Annotated in this window: 20 protein-coding genes; 18 read left to right on the plus strand and 2 right to left on the minus strand. The window is 32.9% G+C overall.

Going from position 1 to position 22,957, the window contains the following annotated elements:
* Positions 1 to 35: 35 nt before the first annotated feature.
* From ACHRVX_RS03540 to argH, 10 genes are all read left to right on the plus strand, one after another.
* A complete protein-coding gene (locus tag ACHRVX_RS03540) occupies positions 36 to 1,229 on the plus strand; it encodes an argininosuccinate synthase (RefSeq protein ID WP_395329267.1) in 1,194 nt (397 codons plus the stop codon).
* Complete coding sequence (gene argC, locus ACHRVX_RS03545) at positions 1,222 to 2,199, plus strand: N-acetyl-gamma-glutamyl-phosphate reductase (RefSeq protein WP_395329270.1); 978 nt, start codon at positions 1,222 to 1,224, stop codon at positions 2,197 to 2,199. The genes ACHRVX_RS03540 and argC overlap by 8 nt, the downstream gene beginning before the upstream one ends.
* 155 nt (positions 2,200 to 2,354) lie before the next feature.
* Positions 2,355 to 3,494, plus strand: a complete 1,140-nt coding sequence (locus ACHRVX_RS03550; RefSeq protein WP_395329273.1) for an aspartate aminotransferase family protein — start codon at positions 2,355 to 2,357, stop codon at positions 3,492 to 3,494.
* A 4-nt stretch (positions 3,495 to 3,498) separates the two neighbouring features.
* A complete protein-coding gene (locus tag ACHRVX_RS03555; protein WP_395329276.1) occupies positions 3,499 to 4,104 on the plus strand; it encodes a hypothetical protein in 606 nt (201 codons plus the stop codon).
* A gap of 29 nt (positions 4,105 to 4,133) precedes the next feature.
* Positions 4,134 to 5,327: a glutamate-5-semialdehyde dehydrogenase gene (locus ACHRVX_RS03560; protein ID WP_395329279.1), complete on the plus strand. Its 1,194-nt coding sequence runs from the start codon at positions 4,134 to 4,136 to the stop codon at positions 5,325 to 5,327.
* A 192-nt stretch (positions 5,328 to 5,519) separates the two neighbouring features.
* On the plus strand, positions 5,520 to 6,281 hold the full coding sequence (gene proB, locus ACHRVX_RS03565; RefSeq protein ID WP_395329282.1) for a glutamate 5-kinase: 762 nt from the start codon (positions 5,520 to 5,522) through the stop codon (positions 6,279 to 6,281).
* 88 nt (positions 6,282 to 6,369) lie between these two features.
* Positions 6,370 to 7,317 (plus strand): N-acetylornithine carbamoyltransferase, encoded by a 948-nt coding sequence (locus tag ACHRVX_RS03570; RefSeq protein ID WP_395329285.1) that lies wholly within the window; start codon positions 6,370 to 6,372, stop codon positions 7,315 to 7,317.
* Positions 7,318 to 7,404: 87 nt separating this feature from the next.
* A complete protein-coding gene (gene argB / locus ACHRVX_RS03575) occupies positions 7,405 to 8,181 on the plus strand; it encodes an acetylglutamate kinase (protein WP_395329288.1) in 777 nt (258 codons plus the stop codon).
* Between the two features lie 215 nt (positions 8,182 to 8,396).
* Positions 8,397 to 9,467 (plus strand): M20 family metallo-hydrolase, encoded by a 1,071-nt coding sequence (locus ACHRVX_RS03580; protein WP_395329291.1) that lies wholly within the window; start codon positions 8,397 to 8,399, stop codon positions 9,465 to 9,467.
* Positions 9,468 to 9,703: 236 nt separating this feature from the next.
* Positions 9,704 to 10,984 carry an argininosuccinate lyase gene (gene argH, locus ACHRVX_RS03585; RefSeq protein ID WP_395329294.1) on the plus strand — a complete coding sequence of 427 codons (1,281 nt, stop codon included), beginning with the start codon at positions 9,704 to 9,706 and terminating at the stop codon, positions 10,982 to 10,984.
* A 607-nt stretch (positions 10,985 to 11,591) separates the two neighbouring features.
* On the opposite strand, the gene ACHRVX_RS03590 is transcribed toward argH, so the two are convergent.
* The gene (locus ACHRVX_RS03590) at positions 11,592 to 12,650 is read right to left on the minus strand and encodes a polysaccharide lyase family 1 protein (protein ID WP_395329297.1); all 1,059 of its coding nucleotides are present in this window, start codon (positions 12,648 to 12,650) and stop codon (positions 11,592 to 11,594) included.
* A gap of 214 nt (positions 12,651 to 12,864) precedes the next feature.
* On the opposite strand from ACHRVX_RS03590, the gene ACHRVX_RS03595 reads away from it, so the two are divergent.
* Positions 12,865 to 13,866 carry a DUF2157 domain-containing protein gene (locus ACHRVX_RS03595; protein WP_395329299.1) on the plus strand — a complete coding sequence of 334 codons (1,002 nt, stop codon included), beginning with the start codon at positions 12,865 to 12,867 and terminating at the stop codon, positions 13,864 to 13,866.
* A complete protein-coding gene (locus ACHRVX_RS03600; RefSeq protein ID WP_395329302.1) occupies positions 13,863 to 15,038 on the plus strand; it encodes a hypothetical protein in 1,176 nt (391 codons plus the stop codon). Before ACHRVX_RS03595 ends, ACHRVX_RS03600 begins: the two co-directional genes overlap by 4 nt.
* A 94-nt stretch (positions 15,039 to 15,132) precedes the next feature.
* On the opposite strand, the gene ytxJ is transcribed toward ACHRVX_RS03600, so the two are convergent.
* Positions 15,133 to 15,522, minus strand: a complete 390-nt coding sequence (gene ytxJ / locus ACHRVX_RS03605; protein WP_395329305.1) for a bacillithiol system redox-active protein YtxJ — start codon at positions 15,520 to 15,522, stop codon at positions 15,133 to 15,135.
* 204 nt (positions 15,523 to 15,726) lie between these two features.
* On the opposite strand from ytxJ, the gene clpB reads away from it, so the two are divergent.
* The 6 genes from clpB to ACHRVX_RS03635 all read left to right on the plus strand — a co-directional run bounded on the left by clpB (position 15,727) and on the right by ACHRVX_RS03635 (position 22,907).
* Positions 15,727 to 18,330, plus strand: coding sequence for an ATP-dependent chaperone ClpB (gene clpB, locus ACHRVX_RS03610; RefSeq protein ID WP_395329308.1), 2,604 nt, complete (start codon positions 15,727 to 15,729; stop codon positions 18,328 to 18,330).
* 147 nt (positions 18,331 to 18,477) lie between these two features.
* Positions 18,478 to 18,969, plus strand: a complete 492-nt coding sequence (locus ACHRVX_RS03615) for a T9SS type A sorting domain-containing protein (RefSeq protein WP_395329310.1) — start codon at positions 18,478 to 18,480, stop codon at positions 18,967 to 18,969.
* A 21-nt stretch (positions 18,970 to 18,990) separates the two neighbouring features.
* Positions 18,991 to 20,031 (plus strand): hypothetical protein, encoded by a 1,041-nt coding sequence (locus tag ACHRVX_RS03620; protein ID WP_395329312.1) that lies wholly within the window; start codon positions 18,991 to 18,993, stop codon positions 20,029 to 20,031.
* Positions 20,032 to 20,478: 447 nt separating this feature from the next.
* Positions 20,479 to 21,366 (plus strand): DUF808 domain-containing protein, encoded by an 888-nt coding sequence (locus ACHRVX_RS03625; protein ID WP_395329314.1) that lies wholly within the window; start codon positions 20,479 to 20,481, stop codon positions 21,364 to 21,366.
* A gap of 338 nt (positions 21,367 to 21,704) precedes the next feature.
* Positions 21,705 to 22,115 carry a hypothetical protein gene (locus ACHRVX_RS03630; protein WP_395329315.1) on the plus strand — a complete coding sequence of 137 codons (411 nt, stop codon included), beginning with the start codon at positions 21,705 to 21,707 and terminating at the stop codon, positions 22,113 to 22,115.
* Positions 22,116 to 22,433: 318 nt separating this feature from the next.
* On the plus strand, positions 22,434 to 22,907 hold the full coding sequence (locus ACHRVX_RS03635; protein ID WP_395329317.1) for a DUF6169 family protein: 474 nt from the start codon (positions 22,434 to 22,436) through the stop codon (positions 22,905 to 22,907).
* The last annotated feature ends 50 nt before the right edge of the window (positions 22,908 to 22,957 follow it).

The raw sequence follows: 22,957 nt of genomic DNA on the forward strand, positions 1-22,957 counted from the left end.
GCTGCATACGAAAGTATGAGCCTAAATTATAAAAAATGAAAAAAGTTGTATTAGCTTATAGTGGAGGATTAGATACCTCGTATTGTTTGAAATATTTAAAAAATGAAAAAGGATACGAAGTTCACACCGTACTAGTAGATACAGGAGGATTTGATGCTGAAGAATTATCAGCAATTGAAAAGAGAGCCTACGAATTAGGAAGCGCACAACACGCCAACCTGACCATCGTAGACAAATATTATGACAAAGCTATAAAATATTTGATTTTCGGAAACGTATTAAAAAACAATACCTACCCATTATCGGTAAGTGCAGAGCGTGTTTTTCAGGCAATTGAAGCTATTAAATATGCTAAAAAAGTAGGAGCAAGCGCGATCGCACACGGAAGCACAGGTGCAGGAAATGACCAAATTCGTTTTGATTTGATTTTCCAGACCATCGCTCCCGAAATTGAAATTATCACACCAATTAGAGATTTAAAACTTTCAAGACAAGAAGAAGTAGATTATTTGGCTCAAAACGGAGTTCACTATTCTTGGGAAAAAGCACAATATTCAATCAATAAAGGACTTTGGGGAACAAGCGTTGGAGGAAAAGAAACTCTAACTTCAAGTCAGCCATTGCCAAGTGACGCTTATCCTTCGCAATTACAAAAAGAAGGAGAAGAAAAAGTAAGATTACATTTTGAGCAAGGAGAATTAGTTGGAATAAACGGTCAATTAGACAAACCATCAAACATTATTGTTGCACTAGAAAAACTGGCAAATGCTTATGCCATTGGTAGAGATATTCACGTAGGTGATACAATCATCGGAATTAAAGGTAGAGTTGGTTTTGAAGCTGCTGCTCCCTTAATTATTATTAAAGCGCACCATTTATTAGAGAAACATACACTTGGTAAATGGCAGCAATACTGGAAAGAACAATTAGGAAACTGGTACGGAATGTTGTTTCACGAAGGCCAGTTTTTAGATCCTGTAATGCGTAACATCGAAACGTTTTTACAAGACACACAAAAAACAGTAAATGGTGTTGTAACCGTTTCGCTAAAACCATATCATTTTTCGCTTGACGGAATTGAATCAGATAATGATTTGATGAATACAGGTTTTGGCCAATACGGAGAAATGAACAATGCATGGACGTCTGACGATGCAAAAGGATTTATTAAGATTTTAGGAAATGCCCAAAACATATTTTCATCTGTAAACCATTTAGATCATGATTAATGTCGGAATAATTGGTGGTTCAGGCTACACGGCCGGAGAACTTATCAGAATATTAATGTATCATCCCAATGTAAACATCGATTTTGTTTACAGCACAACAAATTCTGGTAAACCGCTTTCTGTGGCGCACCACGATTTGATGGGTGATATTGAGATGAATTTTACTGATGTGGTGAATCCGAATGTAAATGTTGTTTTCTTGTGTTTAGGTCACGGAAAATCTATTTCATTTTTGCAGGAAAATCAATTTGCAAGTCATACCAAAATCATTGATTTAGGAAACGATTTCAGATTGAATAAAGACGCTCAATTTGAAGGAAAAGATTTTATTTACGGTTTACCCGAATTGAATAAAGCAGAAATTAAAAAAGCAAATTTTATTGCAAATCCGGGTTGTTTTGCGACAGCAATTCAATTGGCTTTATTGCCATTGGCGAAACATGATTTGTTGAATAATGATGTTCATATAAATGCTACAACGGGAAGTACCGGAGCAGGAGTTGGACTTTCAGAAACCTCTCATTTTAGCTGGAGAAACAACAATATGTCGCACTATAAAGCTTTTGAACACCAGCATTTAGGAGAAATTGGTGAAAGTCTGGTTCAATTGCAGGAAGATTTCGAAAGTGAATTGCTTTTTATTCCTAACAGAGGAGATTTTCCAAGAGGAATTTTTGCAACTTTATATACAATTTCAGACGAAAGTCTGGAACAAACCGTTGCCAAATACGAAGAGTTCTATAAAAATGAACCGTTTGTAACCGTTACAACGACAAATATCAATATGAAACAAGTCGTTCAAACCAACAAATGTATCATCAGTTTAATGAAAAAAGGAAACCGGATTTTGATTACCTCAATCATTGACAATTTAACCAAAGGTGCTTCAGGACAAGCGATTCAAAACATGAATTTAATGTTCGGATTAGAAGAAACCACCGGTTTACATTTGAAACCAAGCGGATTTTAGGAGAAAGTAAAAATGTTAGAAGTTAGATGTTAAACGTCTTTACTTAAACTTCTCACATTTTACAACATTTAAATTGGTTAAAAGTTTAGGTTAGAATGTAAACGTTTGCATCATAACTTATAACATTTAACAAATAACATTTAACTTTAAAAGAAATGAATTTATTCAACGTATACCCACTTTACGACATAACTCCTGTAAAAGCGTTAGACTGCACAATTACAGACAATAACGGAGTGGAATATTTAGACTTATATAGCGGACATGGCGTGATTTCGATTGGCCATACGCAACCGGATTATGTAGCCAAATTAAAAAATCAACTGGATCATTTAGGATTTTACTCCAATGCAATTCAGAATCCTTTGCAGGTAGAACTGGCACAGAAATTAGGGAAGCTTTCAGGATTAGAAGATTACGAATTGTTTTTGTGTAGTTCCGGAGCCGAAGCCAATGAAAATGCCTTAAAATTAGCTTCTTTTCATAACGGAAAATCAAGAGTTGTAGCTTTTGATAATTCTTTTCACGGAAGAACTTCTGCAGCCGTTGCGGTTACAGATAACAAGAAAATCGTAGCGCCAATAAATGCACAGCAAGTAGTTACTTTTTTACCCTTAAACCAAATCGAATTAGTTGAAGCTGAATTGGCAAAAGGAGATGTTACAGCCGTAATTATCGAAGGAATTCAGGGAGTTGGTGGTTTAGATCAGGGAACAACAGAATTTTTCCAGGCTCTGGAAAAAGCATGTAAAAAACACGATGTTGTTTTAATTTTAGATGAAGTGCAATCAGGATACGGAAGAAGCGGGAAATTCTTCGCTTTTCAACATCACGGAATCAACGCTGATATTATTTCAGTGGCAAAAGGAATGGGGAATGGATTTCCTGTTGGAGCTATTTTAATTTCACCAAAATTTGAAGCAAGTTTCGGATTATTAGGAACTACTTTCGGCGGAAGCCATTTATCATGTGCAGCAGGAATCGCTGTTCTGGATGTAATCGAAAAACTAAATTTAATAGCTAACGTAAACGAAGTTTCAGCTTATTTTTCAGAACAAATCAAACAAGTTCCCGGAATTAAACAAGTAAAAGGAAAAGGTTTAATGCTTGGCGTTGAATTTGATTTTGATGTAGCTGCCTTAAGAAAAAAGTTAATTATCGAAAAGCACATTTTTACAGGAAGTGCCAACAACAAAAATCTATTAAGAATTTTGCCACCATTAACTGTGAAAAAAGCTGACATTGATACGTTTATTGTAGCTTTAAAAGAAAGTTTAGAAGAGCTTCAAAATTAAGTTTATGAAAGCAGGGGTGTTTATCAGTACTTTAATACTCTGGATAGTTAATATTTTTGTTTACTATTTATTTAATTATCCAGAGCGTTTTACTTTGAGTGATATTCTAATCCAACATGTTGAATGGAAGGAGCTTTTATTCATTTACGGCGTATTATTTTTAGCAGCTATTTTTTTTAGCCTGTTATTTTATAAGAAAATAAGTTTTTCGCGAAAATTAATTCGTTCTATGATTCTTATCAATGTTTTGTGTATCATTTTGATGTTATCAAATGGACTATATCGGTTTTATATTAATAAGGAAGAATTAGAAAGTTCGATAAGATTTTATAAAAATGAGGCAAGAAATGATATTAAAAAAGGAAAAATTAAACAATTTTCCGTAGGCCTATTATTGCCACCAAGAGATAAAATTGAATATATAAAATTTCAAAAAAAAGATTCTATAAGAAAGAAGTATGGTCTTGTTATTTCAAGTAATTGCATAGTTTCTGAAAGTATGGAGATTTCGAAAGAAGAATATAGAAAAATCTCTGAGCCATATCTCGAAAAAAGAAACGGGAAAAATTGGAGACAGAGAATGAAAAAGGAGATTGATGCTATAAAGTAAACAACCAAAAAAACAACCAACTACAAATTATGAACCCATTATCAATCGAAAAACGCAATCTCGTTTTGCATGCTATGGCAAAACTAGTCGAGCAGGAGCGGAGTCAAATAATCCTCACCAATCAGGAAGATTTATTGGCTTACGACGGTTCAGATTTAGCGATGGAGGAACGTTTGAAAGTAGATGAAAAAAAAGTCGACGAGATGATTTTATCTTTGAACCAATTAGCTTCACAAGAAGATCCTGTTGGAGTAGAGCGTTTTCACTTTGTTCATGATAATGGAATTAAAGTAATCAATAAAACGGCAGCTTTTGGTACGATATTAATCATTTACGAATCTCGTCCAGACGTTACAATTGAAGCGGGCGGAATTGCTTTTAAATCCGGAAATAAGATTTTATTAAAAGGAGGAAAAGAATCCTTAAAATCAAATTTGAAAATTGTTGATCTATGGCATCAGGCTTTAGAAGAAAATAGAGTGTCGAAAGATTGGGTGGAGTATTTGAATTATAATCGCGCAGAAACTCAGGCTTTTTTAGAAAAACCAACTCAAAAAGTAGATTTAATTGTACCACGAGGAGGAGAAAAATTAATTGAGTTTGTAAAAGCGCACGCGACTTGCCCGGTTATCGTAAGCGGACGCGGAAATAATTTTGTTTACGTTCATCAAAATGCAGATACAGATTTGGCTTTAAAAGTAATTTTGAATGCTAAAACCTCTAAAATATCTGCTTGTAATGCTTTGGATAAAGTTCTAATCGATTCAAGATTACCCAATTTTGAAGGTTTTACAGCTGTTTTAATTGAAACTTTAATTGAAAACAAAGTAGAAGTTATTGTAGATGAATCGCTAAAAAGCTTTGAAGACACAGAAACACTTCAAAACGAAGATATCTGGTATGAAGAATTTTTAGATTATAAAATCGTCATCGGAACTATTGATTCGGAAGAACATGCAATCGAAAAAATCAACAAATATTGTGGCGGACATTCGGCAGCAATAATTACAAAAGATGAAAATAGTGCAAAACAATTCATGGAATCAGTTGACGCAGCTGCAGTTTATCACAACGCCTCAACCCGTTTCACAGACGGCGGACAATTTGGTCTGGGCGGAGAATTAGCCATAAGCACAGATAAATTACATCAAAGAGGCCCAATTGGTTTACAACATCTTGTAACCAATAAATGGTACGTTTACGGAGAAGGACAAATACGATAATTAGACTTTCTTAGATTTTTAGACATCTTAGAATTTTAGATTTATTGAAATTTACTTATAGACAAAGCTTTGCGAACTTACCGTTTGTAAACACAAAGAATATAAAAAACCTTGCGCCCTTTGCGGTAAAAAGACGTTTACAATATAAAACTTAGAGCCTTAGCAACTCAGAACCTTAGCCACTTAAAAAAAATGACTAAAAAACGGATTTTATTAAAAATAGGAAGTAATACTTTAACCAAAGAAACAAATCATATTTCGCGGGGAAAGATTGAAGATATAGGCATGCAAATTGCCGCTTTAAACAAAGATTACGAATTTGTAATTGTAAGTTCAGGAGCCATTGCCGCAGCCAGGCAATTTGTAAAATTAGAAAGCAAAGGTAAAGAAATTGCATTAAAGCAAGCCTTAGCTTCAATTGGACAACCCCATTTAATGCGGATTTTCCACGAGAATTTCAGCGATTTAGGATTATTGACATCACAATGTTTGCTTTCATATTCAGATTTCGAAAAAGAGCAATCGAAAGTAAATATTGTCAATACGATTAATGTTTTGGTCGAGAACAATTACATTCCGATTATTAATGAAAACGATACAGTTGCTACGGATGAGATTCGGTTTGGAGATAACGATAAATTAGCCGCTTTAACGGCAGTACTGCTAAATGTTGATATTCTGATTATTGCGACTAATACAAACGGAATTTACACGAAAGATTCTATTCATGATGAAAATCCTAAAACGATAAAATTGGTAAACGATCTGAAAACATTAGAAAAAGAAATCGGAGAATCAAAATCATCACACGGAACAGGCGGAATGCAATCCAAAATCGAAGCAGCCGGAATCGCAAAATCTGCTAACATAGAAACCTGGATCGTCAATGGGTTAAATGATAATTTTATTTTAAAGGCGTTGAAGGATGAAATTTCGTTTACTAAAATTGTGTAGAAGTGTTTATTTGTTTAATCGTTAATTCGCTTAATCGATGAAACAAATAAACAAATAAACAAATTAACGATTAAACAATAAAAAAACAATGAACTATATTTCAATACAAGATATCGACTCATTATCAAAATGGGTAAAAAGCGCGTTGAAAATCAAAAAGCACCCGCTTAAAAATCAAGACTTAGGAAAAAATAAAACCCTAGGAATGTTATTCTTCAATCCAAGCTTAAGAACGCGTTTGAGTACTCAAAAAGCGGCTATAAACTTAGGAATGAACGTTATGGTAATGAATTTTACCAACGATGGCTGGACATTAGAATTCGAAGACGGAGCAGTAATGAATTCCGGAGCTTCGGAGCATATTAAAGAAGCTGCAGAAGTAGTATCTCAATATTGTGATATTATCGCCATTCGTGCTTTTGCAGGTTTGGCAGACAAAGAAAAAGATTATGCCGAAACGGTTATTTCGGGATTTCTGAAACATGCAACGGTGCCAATTGTGAATATGGAAAGTGCCGTTCGTCACCCAATGCAATCTTTGGCAGATGCGATTACGATGGAAGAATACAAGACAAAACACAAACCAAAAGTAGTTTTATCTTGGGCGCCGCATCCAAAAGCTTTACCACAAGCCGTTGCCAATTCATTCGTAGAAATGATGCAAATACAAAAAGACATGGATTTTGTCATCACACATCCGGAAGGTTATGAATTGAGCCCGGAAATTACAAAAGACTGCAAAATTGAATACGATCAAAACAAAGCTTTCGAAAATGCCGATTTCGTTTACGTAAAAAACTGGAGCAACTTCAATGATTACGGAAAAGTAACCAACATTGACCCTAGTTGGACAGTAAATGCTGAAAAAATGGCATTAACCAACAACGGAAAATTCATGCACTGTCTTCCTGTTCGTCGTAATGTAATTGTAACCGACGAAGTCATCGATAGCGAAAATTCTATTGTAATTCAGCAAGCGAATAACAGAACGTATTCGGCACAATTAGTTTTACAAAAGATTCTTAAAAAGTTATAAATAGAGGTACAAAGGCACAAAGTTGCAAAGGTTTTTACAAACTGAATCTAAACTTTGTCCCTTTGTTCCTCTGAACCTTCGAACCTCATGAATAAAGTTAAAGTAATAAAAATAGGTGGAAACATTATTGACAACCCCACCGAGTTAGAACAATTCTTAACCGATTTTTCTAAAATTGAAGGCTATAAAGTTTTAGTTCACGGTGGAGGAAAATCGGCTACAAAAATGGCACAAAGTATTGGTTTAGTTCCTCAAATGATTGAAGGCCGCCGAATTACAGATGCAGCAATGCTTGACGTTGTCGTAATGATTTACGCCGGACAAATCAACAAAGATGTTGTAGCGCAATTACAAGCAAAAAACAACAATGCAATGGGATTTTCCGGAGCTGACGGGAATTTGGTTCAGTCAATAAAACGAAATCATCCAACAATAGATTACGGATTTGTAGGCGATGTAAAACAAGTTAATACAAAGTTATTGGCAACTTTACTTGAAGCTGGAATAGTTCCTGTTTTCTGCGCCATTACACACGACAAAAACGGACAATTACTAAACACAAATGCCGATACAATTGCAAGCGAATTATCAATTGCATTGTCTGATGTTTTTGATGTTACGCTAACCTATTGCTTTGAAAAACAAGGAGTTTTGCAGGATTCGGAAGATGATGATTCTGTAATAAAAGAGATCAACGAAGAGCTATACAACAAATTAAAAGCCGAAAAAGTAATCCATTCCGGAATGATTCCAAAATTGGATAATTGCTTCAATAGTTTATCAAGAGGTGTTCAGAAAATCAAAATTGGGCATCATAAAATGCTTCAAAACCAAGACGTTTTGCATACAACGATTACGTTATAAAGATAAAGCCACGAATTACACAAATTTTCACGAATCAAAATTTAAAAAAATTAGCGAAAATTTGTTTGATTCGTGGCAAAAAAAATAGATTGCGGAAGACATTTTAAATATTAATTTAAGAAATTTGCGCAAATTAAAATCGTCACAAAATTGATTCAAAAAAATCAATAAAAAATTTTGTGACTTTGAGCCTTTGTGGCAGAGAACCTACACCTATGAAAAATATAGAAACGCTTACCCAGGAAGCAATTAGTTTATTAAAAAGTCTAATCGAAACCCCTTCATTTTCAAGTGAAGAAGATCAAACAGCTCTTTTAATAGAAAATTGGTTCAATCAAAACCAGATTCCTTTTAAAAGAGAAAACAATAATGTGTGGGCTTTCAACAAATATTTCAACGAAAATAAACCGACACTTTTACTGAATTCGCACCACGATACCGTAAAACCAAACCAAGCCTATACAAACGATCCGTTTAAAGCCATAGAAAAAGACGGTAAATTATTCGGATTAGGAAGTAATGATGCCGGAGGTTGTTTAGTTTCGTTGTTGGCAACGTTTGTGCATTTTTACGAAAACAAAAACCTGTCTCATAATATAGTAATTGTAGCTTCCGCCGAAGAAGAAAGCAGCGGAAAAAACGGTTTAAACAGCGTTTTACAGCATTTACCAGAATTGGATTGCGCCATTGTGGGCGAACCAACTTTAATGCAATTGGCTGTAGCTGAGAAAGGTTTGTTAGTTCTTGACGTAAAAGTAAAAGGAACCGCAAGTCATGCCGCACATCAAAACGATGATAATTCATTATACAAATCAATTCCGGTAATGGAATGGTTTAAAAACTATAAATTCGATAAAATTTCAGATGTTTTAGGTCCCGTAAAAATGACTGTAACGCAAATCAGCGCTGGAAAACAGCACAATGTGGTACCTTCAGAATGCGATTTGGTGGTTGATATTCGTGTAACCGACCGTTATTCAAATACAGAAATTCTGGAAGTTGTAAAAGCGAATGTAAATGCAGAAGTAACGCCAAGATCAATGCATTTAAATGCATCTTCTATTCCAATCGCGCATGGTTTGGTACAAGCCGGAATTGCTTTAGGAAGAACAACTTACGGCTCGCCAACACTTTCAGATCAATCCGTTTTGAGTTGTCAGTCTTTAAAACTGGGACCAGGAGAAACATTGCGTTCACATTCAGCAGACGAGTTTATTTTCATCAACGAAATCGAAGAAGGAGTTGACCTGTATATTAAAATACTAACCGATTTCTTTAAATTATAATTATAATCCTTGTCATCCTGAGCGAAGTCGAAGGATTAGGAGCTATTTCCCGCTATCCGTTTCAATCTTTTCCTGGCTAAAGAAGCCAGAAAAAGGATTTCCACTACTATCGGGGCTAGAAACACCAACAATATAAACAACTACATTAGAATACATTAGAACATATAAACATCATAAGATCCAAAAATCTAAGAAGTCTAACAATCTAATAATCTAAGAAGTCTAAAAATCTACCTATGAAACTTTGGGAAAAAGGAATACCTACAGACAAACAAATCGAACATTTCACAGTTGGTAACGATCGTGAACTGGATTTGGTTCTCGCAAAATACGATGCTTTAGGATCTATTGCACACGCCAAAATGTTGGGTCAAATTGGTTTATTGACGCAAGATGAAACAACTTCTTTAGTTGATGCTTTAAACGAAATCATAGCTGATATTGTCATTGGAAATTTCGAAATTGAAGACAGTTTTGAAGACGTACATTCTAAAATAGAATATTTATTGACTGTAAAATTGGGCGATGCCGGAAAGAAAATCCATACGGCGCGATCGCGTAATGATCAGGTATTGGTAGATGTTCATTTGTATCTAAAAGACGAGTTAAAAGCCTTAAAAGAACAAGTACAAACATTATTTGATTTATTGATGGAATCGGCAGAAAGGCACCAAAATGTTTTATTGCCGGGATATACACATTTACAGATCGCAATGCCGTCGTCATTCGGCATGTGGTTTTCTGCTTACGCCGAAAGTTTTATTGATGATGTTACGATGTTAAATGCTGCTTTAAAAATTGTAGATCAAAACCCGTTAGGTTCTGCGGCAGGTTACGGAAGTTCATTTCCAATCAACAGAACTTTTACCACTCAGGAACTAGGTTTTGAAACGTTGAAATTCAATGCTGTTGCAGCCCAGATGAGCCGTGGAAAAGCAGAGAAAACAGTGGCATTTGCCATGAGCAGTGTTGCAGCAACTTTATCAAAATTTGCAATGGATGTTTGTTTGTATATGAGTCAGAATTTTGATTTTATCGGTTTGCCGGCACACCTTACAACAGGTTCGAGCATTATGCCTCACAAGAAAAACCCCGATGTATTTGAATTAATCAGAGGAAAATGCAACAAAATTCAGGCACTTCCATATGAAATTACTTTGATAACCAATAATTTGCCAAGCGGTTATCACAGAGATTTACAGCTTTTAAAAGAAGGACTGTTTCCAGCACTTCAAAACCTGAAAGCGTGTCTTGATATTGCGATTTTCTCTGTAAAAGATATTACAGTAAAAGACAATATTTTGAAAGATAAAAAATACGATTATTTGTTTACAGTAGATACTTTGAACGAAATGGTGGTTGCCGGAATGCCTTTTAGAGATGCATACAAAGCAGTTGCAGAACAATTAGAAGCCGGAACGTATCAATCGCCAAAAGAAACAAAGCACACACACGAAGGAAGTATCAATAACTTATGTTTAGATGCTATTAAGGATAAAATGAAAGCAGCTTTTTAAGTTATTTTCAATCAATAAAAAAACCGATTTGTACTAATGTTCAAATCGGTTTTTTTATAAAATTCAAATTGCGGTCTAACAATTCAATGAATAGTTTATCTAAAAAAATGTAATCCCTACGGGATATTTTCATGGTGTTTTTTTTATTAATTCTACCCATATTTAACTCCTAACGGAGTAATAAAAAAATATCTCGGAGAATTACGTACTGGTAATTTTTATGATGTGTTTTTCATTAATTCTACCAACATTTAACTCCTAACGGAGTAATAAAAATATCTCGGAGAATTACATACTGGTAATTTTTATGGTATGTTTTTCATTAATTCTACCAATATTTAACTCCTAGCGAAGTAATAAAAAAATATCTCGGCGAATTACAGACTGGTAATTTTTATGGTGTGTTTTTTATTAATTCTACCAATATTTAACTCCTAATGGAGTAATAAAAATATGTCGCAGAGTGACATACTGGCAATTTTATGGTGTATTTTTCATTAATTCTACCAACATTTAACTCCTAACGGAGTAACAAAAAATATCTCGGAGAGATTACATATTGGTAGAAAATCAATTTATTTTGTGTCCCGTAGGGACTACACCTTTGTTAACTTTTATTACAAGTTGTTGAGATTAAACCCGTAGAACTCACTTGTAACGTAGCTCCCGCACCACAGGATTTATTGGTAACATATTCTTCTACTTTGCTAACTTGAAGAGTTGTGTATTTATAGGGAGGCTTATTCACAGGTGTGCCAAAATCCATTGGACCTTTACGACAGTTTGAAAATGCAATTCCAACAGTTCCGCTATCGGTAGTAATATAATCCTTAAACACCTTATCTACTGTTGCAAAATCAGTTCCTTCAACATAACAAGTTGAATTTTTAACTCCTCCGCCTAAACCAATTGCCAAAGAACCTGATTCTGATGTATTGTAATAACAATTTAGGATATGAATTTCGGCATTCCTTGCGCGTGGCATTCTTTGTTTGCAACCTTTTGCCCAATAGCAATTTTTGAAGGTAATACTATAATGTCCATCTGCAGGAAAATCATTTTTGCCTGAACCAATTAAATTACTGAAACTATGATCATCAGCTCCTCCTGAACCTCCTGATTTTGGTGCTTTTAAATAGGTAAACTTACACCAGGAAATGGTGACATTATCAGCTTTTCCTTTATTGTCAAAATTTCCATCCTGACCATCCTGAAACTCACAATGATCTACCCAGAGATTTGTACAATCGGCAGTCAAATTATCTTGTCCGTCAATATCATAAGATCCGGGGCCAATAAAGACCAAATTTCGGATAATAACATTATTTGAACCCGTTTTGAGATATAAAATTCCGGCTCCGGGATTAGATTGGTTTTCGTTTACAAGTTTTGCGCCCGGTAATCCAATAATAGATTTGTCTGAGACAACTTGTTGTATAGGTTTTCCACTAGGGATTGTAATTGTTCCGGAAACTAAAATAACCTCAGGAGTATTACTTTTAATTTTAGCTAATAATTCCTCATACGTATTTACTGCAACAGGAGTTGCGTTTCCTCCGCCAGTTGTTTTCTCGCCAAATCCTTCGGGAGATCGCATATAGTAGTTTTGTGCAGAAAGATTTGTGATACTCCATAATAAAAAGAGCAGGATTATATTTTTTTTCATTTAAATTTTTTTGGTTTATGGTTAAGATAGTTAATGTAATCGATTGCACGAATTTAATTTATAAAATCATATGAGCAATAATTTTAGTAAAATATTATAATTAGTCATTTAAAAAAAAGATCCATCTGTATGTTTAGTAAGTATTTATTTACTGCTAAATTTTTATTCAAACAAAAAAGACTATTTTTGATTAGTACACATCTAAATACAAAATATGAATAAGTTTGATGAACACGCTACAAAAGCACTTTTCGATAAAAACCTAATAACAGAACATCAATATCAGGAAATCGCTTCTTATCGAAATTTGAATATTTTTTCCTTAAACGCAGAATTAAAATTGTTCCTTTATTTGTCTATCTTATTATTTACCACAGGAATAGGCGTTTTAATTTATAATAATATTGATAGCATTGGTCATATCGCAATTCTGTCGCTTTTGCTAATTGTTATAGGAGTTTGTTTTTATTTCTGTTTTAAAAATTCAAAAGGATTCAGTAAATCAGAAACTGCTTTTGAACATCCTGTTTTAGAATATTTAGTTTTAGCCGCCAATATTCTCACTTGTATATTTATAGGATATTTGCAATTTCAATATCAGCCTTTTGGAACACATTACGGATTAGCAACTTTAATCCCTACAGCTGTGAGTTTCTTTTGTGCGTATTATTTCGATAATAAAAGTGTCTTAACCATTGCTATTACCGGATTAGCGGCTTATGTTGGACTTTCGGTAACACCGCAGGATTTATTGAATAACATTAATTTTTACCAACATCAGACTTTAAGTTACTCAGCAATAGTGCTGGGAATTTTACTTATTTTATGGACGATTTACAGTAAACGGATTCAATTAAAAACACATTTTAATATCATTTATCTAACATTTGCTTTGCATATTATCAGCATTGCAACAATTAGTAGTCTTGTAGAGTATTTCGAAAATGGAATCTGGTTACTTTTTGTAGTTGTTTTAGCACTATCTTCGTATTATTTCTATAAAATTAGCTACGAACTCAAGGCAATTTCATTGTATGTTTTTATGATTATCTATGCTTATATTGGACTAAATATTTTCATTATCAGAATTTTCGAAAATATTAATTTCTCAGATGTCTGGATGTTATTTATTATGTTACTTCCAGTATATTTTATTGGCTCTATAATAATGTTTATAAAATTGATTAAAACCTTCAATAAAGAAGTTGCAGCATGATAGTATACGATAAAAATTTATTAGACAATTTAGCTTTAGTTGAGGAAGCAAATTCTTTACAATCTGCCGGATTTATTAGTAAAGAGCAAAGGAATTTAATCAAGAAAGAACTGCCTGCTTTTAAACGACAAAGTAATCTTTTGGTACGATTGGGATTTTTTCTACTAGGGGCATTTTTATATTTGTCTGTTTGTGGTGTAATTGCCTTATTAGGATTGACCGGTTCCAATTCTGAAAATACTTTTTTTAAGATTTGCTGTTACATTTTTGCCGTTGTTGGTTTTGCAGGAGCAGAAATTCTGGCTAATAATAAATATTACGGACACGGTTTAGATGATGCTTTTATTTTAGGTGCTATTTTAAATATGGGAATATCAATTGCTTTAACAACCGAAGGTTACGAATTACAGATTGCACTTTTTACAGCAATCGCGTCTTTTGTAATGTATAGGCGATATTTACATTTATTGTCATTGCTGGTTTTCTGTCTAGCAGCATCTGCAGTTTTATTTTACGGAATGTTTGAGTTTGGCGAGATTGCAAAATCTATTTTGCCATTTGTGGTTATGGTGGTTTCGGCTGGATTTTATTTTTTCACGAAAAGAATATTAAATACACTTAAACAAAATTATTATTATAATGGTGTTTTATTAGCCAATAGTTTTTGTTTGATATTGTTTTATCTTTCCTGTAATTATTTAGTAGTCAGAGAACTTTCGGTACAACTTTTAGGAAATGAAATTCTTCCGGGAACTGATATTCCGTTTGCTATTTTCTTTTATGCTTTTACTTCTATCGTTCCGGTGGTGTATTTGGTTCAGGCTTTAAAAACTAAAGACAGAATAATGCTTTGGATTAGTTTTTTAGCTGTCGGATTTTCGATTTATACAATACGATTTTATTATTCGGTTTTACCAATAGAAGTAGCTTTAACCATTGGCGGATTAGTTTTATTCGCAATAGCGTATTTTTCGATTAGAAAACTAAAAGGCAATGAATCAGGTATGACATTTAAACCGGACAGAATCAATAATTCTAATGCCATTTTAAATGCCGAAGCTTTAATAGTTGCCTCAACATTTGGCATAAAACCAGAAGTAAAAGCACCAGCTTCACCAATGGATTATGGTGGAGGAGGATTTAGCGGTGGAGGTTCAGAAGGAAATTTTTAGAATTGTAAATTGTGATTCGTAGAATGTAGAATGTAAAATGTGAATTGTGAGAAATTAAACCTCTAACAATTCACATTTTACATTTTACAAAAAACTAGATCTTAGTTTTCAATGCCTCAGCATCAATATCGCTGTGTGAAACATCATAAATAGCTTTTCCGTTTTTGATTAAAATCAATTGTGGAGATTCATGATATACACCAAATTTACTGGCAATTCCGTTAGAGATATCTCTGTGCGCAATAAGATCTAAAAAATAGGCAGCAACCGTTTCATTTAAATCATATTCACGCTCAAATTGCTTTAAAGCCATACGGCTAATGCTGCATCTTGTACTGTGTTTGAAAATAACAACAGGTTTTTCCTGAGAAATGGCTTCAATTTCATTTAATTGAATAATATCTGTTAATTCTGTCCAGTTAACATTGCTTTTTGGAGAATCTGAATTCTCTGAACTTCCGAATATTGAATTTAAAAAACTCATAATTGACTTGTTTTGTGACTTTTTGACGCTTAAAAAGAGTTAAAAACTGATTTTTAATGTCATTTTGTCTTTATTTTTACTATGGAATATGTTTTGACTAATCAGAAACAAAGTTATATCATTTAAACTTAAAAATTTAATCCAATAAATTGTAATTTTAATGGTATCGCAATTTATAAGTAAAATCAATCAAAATTTACACATATGAACATAAATAAATTCACAATCAAATCGCAGGAAGCCATTCAGCTATCACAGCAATTGGCACAACGCAACGGACAACAGCAAATAGAAAACGAACACATTTTTAAGGCTATTTTTGAAGTAGATGAAAATGTAGCGCCGTTTATTTTGAAAAAACTAAATGTAAATGTTCCGTTGTTTTTACAAATTTTAGACTCAACAATTCAAAGTTTTCCAAAAGTTTCCGGTGGAGATATTTTACTTTCCAGAGATGCTAACAAAGCGTTGAACGAAGCAGAAATTATTGCTCAGAAAATGAACGATGAATATGTTTCAATCGAACATTTAATACTGGCAATTTTTGATTCTAAAAGTAAAGTTTCCCAAATTTTAAAAGATCAGGGCGTTACCGGAAAAGGGTTGAAAGCAGCAATCGAAGAACTACGTAAAGGAGAAAGAGTAACATCATCTTCAGCAGAAGAAAACTACAATTCGTTAAATAAATATGCTAAAAACTTAAACGAGTTAGCACGAAACGGAAAACTGGATCCGGTTATTGGTCGTGATGAAGAAATACGTCGTGTATTACAGATTTTGACACGAAGAACAAAAAACAACCCAATGTTAGTGGGAGAACCGGGAGTTGGTAAAACCGCCATTGCCGAAGGTTTGGCACATAGAATTGTAGATGGCGATGTGCCGGAAAACTTAAAAGATAAAATCGTTTTTTCACTTGATATGGGAGCGTTGATTGCCGGCGCGAAATTCAAAGGAGAATTTGAAGAACGTTTAAAATCAGTTGTAAAAGAGGTTACAGCTGCAGAAGGTGATATCGTTTTGTTTATTGATGAGATTCATACGCTTGTAGGCGCGGGTGGAGGAGAAGGCGCAATGGACGCGGCGAATATCCTGAAACCGGCTTTGGCTCGTGGAGAATTGAGAGCAATTGGAGCTACAACCTTAGATGAATATCAAAAATATTTTGAAAAAGATAAAGCCCTGGAACGTCGTTTCCAAAAAGTTTTAATTGATGAACCGGATACTGAAAGTGCGATTTCAATTTTACGCGGAATCAAGGAAAAGTACGAAACACATCATAAAGTTCAAATTAAAGATGAGGCAATTATTGCAGCAGTTGAACTTTCGCAACGTTATATTACGAATCGTTTTTTACCGGATAAAGCGATCGATTTGATGGACGAAGCAGCTTCAAAACTGCGTATGGAAATCAATTCAAAACCTGAGGAATTAGATGTTTTGGATCGTAAAATCATGCAGTTAGAAATCGAAATCGAAGCCATTAAACGTGAAAAAGAAGAAAGTAAACTGAAAATTTTACGCATGGATTTGGCGAACTTAAAAGAAGAACGCAATGAAATCTATGCAAAATGGAAATCAGAAAAAGACGTTGTTGACGGAATCCAGGCTGTAAAATTAGAAATTGAAGATTTTAAATACGAAGCAGAACGCGCAGAACGTGACGGAGATTACGGTAAAGTAGCCGAAATTCGTTATGGAAAAATAAAAGAAGCCCAAGAACGCCTTGATGTTTTGCAAAAACAATTGCAGGAATATCAATTAGGAAATTCTTTGATTAAGGAAGAAGTAACCCGTGAAGATATTGCAGAGGTTGTTGCTAAATGGACAGGAATTCCAGTTATGAAAATGCTTCAGACAGAAAGAGAAAAACTTTTGCATCTGGAAGACGAATTGCACAAACGTGTTGTAGGTCAGGAAGAAGCGATTGAAGCCGTAAGTGATGCCGTTCGCAGAAGCCGTGCAGGTTTGCAGGATATGAAAAAGCCAGTTGGAACCTTCTTGTTTTTAGGAACTACAGGAGTTGGTAAAACAGAGTTAGCAAAGGCTTTAGCCGAATATCTTTTTGATGATGAAAATGCCATGACCCGTATTGATATGAGTGAATATCAGGAACGTCACAGCGTGAGCCGTTTAGTGGGTGCGCCTCCGGGATATGTGGGTTATGATGAAGGAGGTCAGTTGACAGAAGCCGTGCGTAGAAAACCTTATTCTGTAATTTTGTTGGACGAGATTGAAAAAGCGCATCCGGATACCTTCAATATTTTATTGCAGGTTCTTGACGAGGGCCGGTTGACAGACAATAAAGGGCGTCTTGCTGATTTTAAAAATACAATTATCATCATGACATCTAATATGGGAAGTCAGATTATACAAGATAAATTTGAAAACCTTAAAGGAAGTGTTGAGGCAGCAACAGAAGCGGCAAAAACCGAAGTTTTAGGATTATTAAAACAAACGGTTCGTCCTGAATTTATAAACCGTATCGACGAAATTGTAATGTTTACGCCTTTAACAGTCGAAAATATTTCTAAAATTGTTGGCTTACAGCTTAAGAGCGTCACAAAAATGCTTGCTTTACAAGGTATAATAATGGATGCAACTCCGGAAGCTATTAAATATTTATCTGATAAAGGTTATGATCCGCAGTTTGGGGCGAGACCCGTAAAACGTGTAGTTCAAAGAGAAGTCCTAAATCAATTGTCAAAAGAAATTTTGGCAGGAAAGATTACCACAGACAGCATTATTTTATTAGATGCTTTTGACGGTCAGTTGGTTTTTAGAAATCAAACACAAACCGTAGAATAATTTTGGTTTTATTTTTTTGAGAGAGAAAGCACCAGTCGAAAGGCTGGTGCTTTTTTTATGTTAGTAATTTATGATTCTCTTATTTTAAACAATGTATTTATGTAAGAATTGCTATATATTTGAATAATTAACAATTAATAAAATTATATGAAAAGAAACCAACACACTTTTTTATTTTCATTTATTGCAGGCATTTCGCTTATAACCAGTAGTTATTCACAACAAAGCGTAGTAGTTTCAGGCGGAAATGCCACTGGAACAGGAGGTTCATCGAGTTATTCAGTAGGACAAATTATTTATACAAGTTTGCCTGGATCAGAGGGATATGTTGTACAAGGTGTTCAGCAGCCTTATGAAATAGTTACATTAGGCAATGATGAATTTATTGAAATCAATCTTGTAATAACAGCTTATCCTAATCCTGCTATTGATGTACTTAACTTAATGGTGAATAATGAAAAATGGAATAACTTATCCTGCAATTTATTTGATATAACTGGCAAAACAGTTTCTCAAAATTTGAAAATAACAGCTTCAGAAACTAAAATATCAATGCAGAAACTACATCAGGGCATTTATTTTCTATCAGTAAATGATGGCAATAAAACAATAAAGACTTTTAAAATCATAAAAAAATAACATTCAAAATTGCAGAAACATATGAAAAAAATTACTCTTGCATTACTATTATTAAGCTCTTTTACAATTTTATTCGCTCAGGCTCCACAAAAAATGAGTTACCAATCGGTTATTCGTAAAGCAGATGGAACCTTGGTTGCAACTACTTTAGTAAATATAAAAATCAGTATTTTGTCAGGTTCAGCTACTGGAACTCCTTCTTATGTCGAAACTCAAAACACAACAACAAACAATAACGGATTAGTAACTTTAGAAATAGGAGCAGGGACACCAGTTACTGGAACGTTTTCGGGTATAAATTGGGGTGCCGGATCACATTTTATCAAGACAGAAATCGACCCAACAGGAGGGAGCAATTATGCTATTAGCGGAACAAGCCAACTTTTAAGTGTGCCTTACGCTTTATATGCCGGAAGTAATGAAAATAAAGGGAAACCAAGTATAATAATAACTGGAGATGTTACAGATGCAGAGGCTGTTGCACAAATAGAAGCAGAGTTTGGTCCTTATACAGAAAATATTTATGTTAATGGTACAGCAAATTTGACTACTCTAAATTTAAGTATGGTAAAAAAAATAATAAACTTAAGTATTAGTGATAATTTAAAATTAACTACTATAAATTTAAATAATCTAACTGCAATTTATAATGATCTTACTATCGTAAATAATCAAATATTAGGGTCAATATTATTTCCTGTTTTAAAAACAATAGATGGCTATGACGTTGAGATAATGTATAATCCATCTTTAGTTTCTATTTCTTTGCCTTTGTTAACGAAGGCAAAAACTATTTATTTTAGTAATAATATAATTTTGAACTCTATAGAATTACCACAATTGTCTTCAGTATATTCTAGGAATGGAAGTCTTAATTTTAATAGAAATGCATTATCAAGTTCTAAGGTTAATTTAATTATAAGCAGATTTTTAAATATTTCTCCTTCAGCAGGCAAAAATCTTCAATTACAAGGTCAGAACCCACCAGCACCTCCTACTGGACAAGGAAGTATAGATAAGGCTACGTTAATTAATAATGGTAATAATGTTACGACCGATTAAGATTTAATTTTTAATTAAAAATATATAATTTTAAAAAGCATCAACAGAAACGTTGGTGCTTTTTTATTGCAACAGTTCCAATCCGTAAATCATGAAACTTTTTTTAAAAGTCATATAAAAACTATTTCATATTAAATTATGTAATTTACATAAGTGTATAAACACAATAATAAATATATAATAAAATAAAAAACAAAAACATTATGAATAATATTTTTAGAGGATTACTAGCAGGTTACGGAGCAAAAAAATTAGGTGGAGGATGTTTTGGAACAATCTTCGTTTTTGTAATTATCTGGGTACTTTTAGGACAGTGCAGTTAATTTTTAAGATAAAAAAATAAATAAAAAAGTCTTAGATTAGCGGAGATAAATAATAAAACTGAACAATTTAATTGGATACTCAAATCCAGTGAATTACACAGTTTTTAAAAATAAAAAAGGTATAATGGCATCAGGTTTTTTTGTATTATTAGATGATATTGCTGCAATAATGGATGATGTTGCAGTAATGAGTAAAATTGCAGCAAAAAAAACAGCTGGAATTTTAGGAGATGATTTGGCAGTAAATGCAGAGAAAGCTTCTGGTTTTGCATCATCAAGAGAACTTCCGGTATTATGGGCAATCAGTAAAGGATCACTTCTTAATAAAATAATCATTTTGCCAATTGCATTTTTATTAAGCGCATTTTTACCAGATGCTATAATCGTAATTTTAGTGTTGGGAGGATTATTTCTAGCTTATGAAGGAGCCGAAAAAATATACGAATATATATTTCCCCACAGACACGAAGAATCAGCAGGAATAACTGATGAAGTATTAACGGAAGAAGAAATTCTGGAAGCAGAAAAAGGAAAAGTAAAATCAGCGATTATAACTGACTTTATTTTATCTGTAGAAATAGTAATTATTGCTTTAGGAACAGTAATAGAGGAACCTCTTGTTCAGCAAATCATTGTAACATCAATCATTGCATTAATTGCAACTATTGGAGTTTATGGTATTGTGGCAGTAATTGTGAGAATGGACGAAGTAGGACTTAAATTAATCCAACTGGGTAAAAAAGATAATAGTTTGCTTAAAAAAATCGGAAATCTACTTGTTCAGGCGCTTCCAATAGTCATCAAAGGATTAACAATTATTGGTACAATCGCTTTACTTTTAGTTGCCGGAGGAATATTTGTACATTATATTCCATTTTTTCACCATTTAGTGCCTAAAATTAATATCCCTTCCATTATAAAAGAGTTTGTAATAGGTTTATTATTAGGACTTATAGTTTTGGCATTTGTAAATCTGTTCAAAAAGATATTCTCAAAGAAAAAACAAGCTTAAAAACTTATAAATATAAAATATCAAAACACTATTCGCCGCGGTGAATGGTGTTTTTTTTTGGAGCAAAACAATCATTTTTAAAACACGATTTGTCCCGCTGTTCACTATATCTTTTTATCCGCAAAAAAACGGCCAAAAAGGATGCCGTTTCCATCGAGGCTAGTTTAGAAGTATATTTTTTATAAGAAATAACTGTTATGGCGTAATTTATTATATTATAATAAGTTTTTGATTTACAATTGTTTGGTCTTTTTAGTGAATTATTTAACAATTTCTCGAAGCAACCAAAGCAATGCATCTCCATCTTCATAGTAATTAACAATTAATTATTATTTTATATGAAAAATTTTAGATTTAAATCAGCAATTGTAGTATTATTTTTAGCAACAGCTTTAATTTCATGCAGCAATGACGACGATAAACCTGTTACAAACCCAACTACAAAAGTCGCATTCGTAACAGAAGTAAAAGGTCCTCCCACCGGAAAAGTAAATGATGAATTGAGTTATGATGTGACTTTTATTGTAGATAATGCTTGTGGAGAATTCAGTAAAATTAGCGAGACAGCAATTGGAGCAGTAAGAGGTTTACAAGTAGAGGTAAAATATCCATCAGAAGTTTGTACACAACAAGTTCCGGATCCTAAAAAGACAATTTACAAATTCAAATCAGCAACAAAAGGAACTTTTGAAATCAAATTCAAAAAATCAGAAACTGAATTTATAACAACAAAAGTCGTTATTGAATAACAAATTTTTCGTTTATAAATTTTAAGAATAAAAACCATTTTGCAAATATTAATAAGATAGAAATTTGTAAAATGGTTTTTTTTTTATTATTATTTTTGTAAGAATTTGATATTGATTTTTAAATGTAATTTGTTTAAAAATAAAAGGATGTAAAAATAATTTCTTACATTTGTTCTTTAATTTAAGTAAAATGGAAAAAACAATAAATATAAAGCCAAATCCGAAATTAGTTTCTGTCTTGAAAAAATTGGTTGATTTAAAGGAAGAACATCGTAAACACGTTATCTCAAAATTAAAGAAATAAGAAGAATAGTATTTATGTATCAATATATTTTAGAAGAGGGTCGTGACCCTCTTTTTTATTTTACCACAAAATACGGTTTAAAATATTTTGTCAGTTTTAGGAAAATGAATTTTGACAGCGATTTTTTTGAAAATTTATATTCAATTGATTTTGGAGAAACAAATAATCAGAAATTTTTTAATGATCCGGAAATAGAAATTACAATTACTACAATTATAAATGATTATCTTATTATGAATCCTACTTTGATAGTATATTATATTTGCGACAGTATTGATTTGAAACAGAACTTTAGAAAGAAACTATTTGATAAGTGGTATATCAAAACTCAAAAAAAAGAATTTTCAAAAGTTAACTTTCACTATGAAATTTCTCATGAAAATATAAATTATCATTTGGGTTTTATTTTTAAAACTGAATTTTATGAATTTCAGGAAGTTGTTGATAAAGTAAATTTTCAATTAGATGAATTTACTACTTTTAAATAATTTGATTTAATCTTTTTCTAAAATAGATTTTCTAAAATTCCTCTAAAATT

This window comes from Flavobacterium sp. FlaQc-47, assembly GCF_044006475.1.
Lineage (GTDB): Bacteria > Bacteroidota > Bacteroidia > Flavobacteriales > Flavobacteriaceae > Flavobacterium.